The sequence below is a fragment of the Microcella sp. genome, from assembly GCF_033763155.1.
Taxonomy (GTDB): Bacteria; Actinomycetota; Actinomycetes; order Actinomycetales; family Microbacteriaceae; genus Microcella.
In genome coordinates this window covers 1-3,065 of record NZ_JANRKZ010000218.1, presented here as the reverse complement: position 1 = coordinate 3,065, position 3,065 = coordinate 1, and the positions used below count along the sequence as shown (strand labels likewise).

Genomic DNA, 3,065 nt, shown 5'->3' with positions numbered 1-3,065 from the left:
AAACAGCGTTACGCACGGTTGATTGCCCGTGCACTTGACGACATCACATCCGATCCGCTGAGCATTGGCAGCCGAGAACGGCCCGAACTCGGCGACGGGATCATCGCGCGACACCTCAGCGCAAGCGCGAAAGGCTCCGGGGTGAGCGACCCGCGACACATCGTCTTCTTCCGAATTGTCGGGCCTACCGTCGATGTGCTTCGCGTACTCCACGACGCGCGCGACCTTCAGAGCTACCTCGACGACGACGAGCTTCCAACGTTCGACGCCTGAACTGCGGGCATCAACCGCGTCGCGGTGCGGTGCATCACACGCGGGCGGCCTTGCTGCCCTTCATCGCCGGGATGACGTGCTCGCCGTAGACGCGCAGCGTCTCTTCTTTGTTGTCGTGCTGCAGGTAGCCGGCGAACTGGTCGACGCCGAGGTCACGCAGAGCCTCGAGCTTCTCGATGTGTTCTTTGGCCGTGCCGAGCACGCAGAAGCGGTCGATGATTTCGTCGGGCACGAAGTCGACGTGGTCGTTGCCGGCCTTGCCGTGGGTGTTGTAGTCGTAACCCTCGCGGCCCGCGATGTAGTCGGTGAGCGCCTTCGGCACGTCACTGTTCGCGCCGTGCTTCGCGACGATGTCGGCCACGTGGTTGCCGACCATGCCGCCGAACCAGCGGGTCTGGTTGCGCATGTGATCCCAGTCGCTGCCGATGTACATGGGCGCCGCGACGCAGAACTTAATCGACATCGGGTCGCGCCCGGCGTTGTCGGCCGCTGTACGTACGGTCTCGATCATCCACGTCGCAATATCGAGGTCGGCCAGCTGCAAGATGAAGCCATCGCCCACCTCGCCCGTGAGCTTGAGGGCGAGCGGGCCATACGCGGCGACCCACACCTCGAGCTCACTGCCGTGGCTCCACGGAAACTGCAGCGTCGAGCCGTTGTACTCGACCGCCCGCGAGTTGCCGAGCTCGCGGATGACGTGAATCGACTCGCGCAGCTCGGCGAGCGTCGTGGGCTTGCCGTTCGTGACGCGCACGGCGGAGTCGCCGCGACCGATGCCGCAAATCGTGCGGTTGCCGTAGAGCTCGTTGAGCGTCGCGAAGACACTCGCTGTGACCGTCCAGTCGCGCGTCGCTGGGTTGGTCACGAAGGGCCCGACCGTGATGCGCGTCGTCTCGGCCAAGATCTTCGAGTAGATGACGTAGGGCTCTTGCCACAAGATGTGGCTGTCGAAGGTCCACACGTGGCTGAACCCGTACTGCTCGGCCAGCTTGGCGAGGTGCACCGTGCGGCTGGCGGGCGGGTTGGTCTGCAGAACAGCGCCGAAATCCATGGATGCTCGTCTCTCGTCGTTCGCTCGTCTACACCAGGTACTGGCTCAGGCCGCGGCGCAGGTACTGCCCGTGCCCGGCCCGCCCGTGGAACTGGTCGTTCTGGATGACTACCGAACCCCGGCTGATGACCGTGTCGACCTTGCCGTCGATCTCGAAGCCCTCCCACGCGGCGTGGTCCATGTTCATGTGGTGCTTCTTGCCCGTGGGGTTGCCGTTCTCGTCGACGGGCATGCCGATCGACGTGTGACCGTTGGGGTCGTAGACGACGATGTCGGCGTCAGCTCCGGGAGCGATCACGCCCTTCTTGCCGTAGAGGCCGAACATGCGCGCGGGCGTGGTCGAGGTGATTTCGACCCAGCGCTCGAGGGTGAGCTCGCCCGTGACGACGCCCTGGTACATGAGATCCATGCGGTGCTCGATCGAGCCGATGCCGTTGGGAATCTTCGAGAAGTCGCCGAGGCCCAACTCTTTCTGGTCTTTCATACAGAACGGGCAGTGATCGGTCGAAACCATCTGAATGTCGTTCGTGCGCAGGCTCTGCCACATGTGGTCTTGGTGGCCTTCTGCACGGGAGCGCAGGGGCGTGGAGCACACCCACTTTGCGCCCTCGAAGGCTCCGTACTTCTCGCTCACTGCGCCGAGTTGCTCTTCGAGCGACAGGTAGAGGTACTGCGGGCACGTCTCGCCGAACACGTTCTGGCCGATGTCGCGCGCCGCCGCGAGTTGCTCAACGGCTTGCTTCGCACTCACGTGCACGACGTAGAGCGGGGCGCCCGTGAGGTTCGCGAGCATGATCGCCCGGTGGGTCGCTTCTTCTTCCATCTGCCAGGCGCGCGCGACCCCGTGGTAGTAGGGGTCGGTCTTTCCCTTCGCGAGCAACTGCGCCACGAGCACGTCAATGGCGGGGCCGTTCTCGGCGTGCATCATCGTCATGAGCCCGTGCTCGGCGGCCACCTGCATCGCGCGCAGAATCTGCGCGTCGTCGGCATAGAAGACGCCGGGGTAGGCCATGAACATCTTGTAGCTCGTGATGCCCTCGTCGATGAGCTTGGGCAGCGCGGCGAGCGAGTCGTCGTCGACCCCGCCGACGATCTGGTGGAACCCGTAGTCGATCGCGCAGTTGCCGCCGGCCTTCTCGTGCCACGCGGCGAGGCCGTCGAACACCTTCTGGCCCGTGGTCTGCACGGCGAAGTCGATGATGCTCGTCGTGCCGCCCCACGCGGCCGCGATGGTGCCCGTTTCAAACGTGTCGTTCGCGGCGGTGCCGCCGAACGGTAGCTCCATGTGGGTGTGGGCGTCAATGCCGCCCGGAATCACATACTTGCCCGTGGCATCGATGACCGTGTCGACGGATGCCGCCAGGTCGTGACCGAGCAGCGTCGACCCGGGCGCGAGCACCGCCACAATCGTCTCGCCGTCAATCAACACATCAGCCGCGCCGCGGCCCGTGGCCGACACAACCGTGCCGCCGGTAATGAGGGTGGTAGCCATGGTCGACTCTCCTTAGGGCTTGACGGTTGCGGTGTACGACTCGGGGCGACGGTCGCGGTAGAACTGCCAGCTGTTGCGCACTTCGCGAATGACGTCGAAGTCGATGTCGCGCACGACGATCTCGGTCTGGTCTTGGCTCGCCACGTCACCGACGTAGTTGCCACGCGGGTCGACGAAATACGAGCTGCCGTAGAACGTCACGGCGAGGTCGCCGAACTCGTCGCTCTCGGTGCCGATGCGGTTGTTGGC

General features: G+C 64.7%; 4 protein-coding genes. 1 reads left to right on the top strand and 3 read right to left on the bottom strand.

Going from position 1 to position 3,065, the window contains the following annotated elements:
* Window positions 1-273, top strand: a 273-nt coding sequence (locus SFU54_RS09355) for a type II toxin-antitoxin system RelE/ParE family toxin (protein WP_319016010.1), incomplete at its 5' end; no start/stop codon positions are given.
* 34 nt (window positions 274-307) lie between these two features.
* On the opposite strand, the gene SFU54_RS09350 is transcribed toward SFU54_RS09355, so the two are convergent.
* From SFU54_RS09350 to SFU54_RS09340, 3 genes are all read right to left on the bottom strand, one after another.
* Window positions 308-1,324 carry a TIGR03842 family LLM class F420-dependent oxidoreductase gene (locus SFU54_RS09350; RefSeq protein ID WP_319016009.1) on the bottom strand — a complete coding sequence of 339 codons (1,017 nt, stop codon included), beginning with the start codon at window positions 1,322-1,324 and terminating at the stop codon, window positions 308-310.
* Window positions 1,325-1,352: 28 nt separating this feature from the next.
* Window positions 1,353-2,816: a dihydropyrimidinase gene (hydA, locus tag SFU54_RS09345; RefSeq protein ID WP_319016008.1), complete on the bottom strand. Its 1,464-nt coding sequence runs from the start codon at window positions 2,814-2,816 to the stop codon at window positions 1,353-1,355.
* Between the two features lie 12 nt (window positions 2,817-2,828).
* Window positions 2,829-3,065 (bottom strand): nitrilase-related carbon-nitrogen hydrolase (locus SFU54_RS09340; RefSeq protein ID WP_319016007.1); only part of this gene is annotated, 237 nt, incomplete at its 5' end.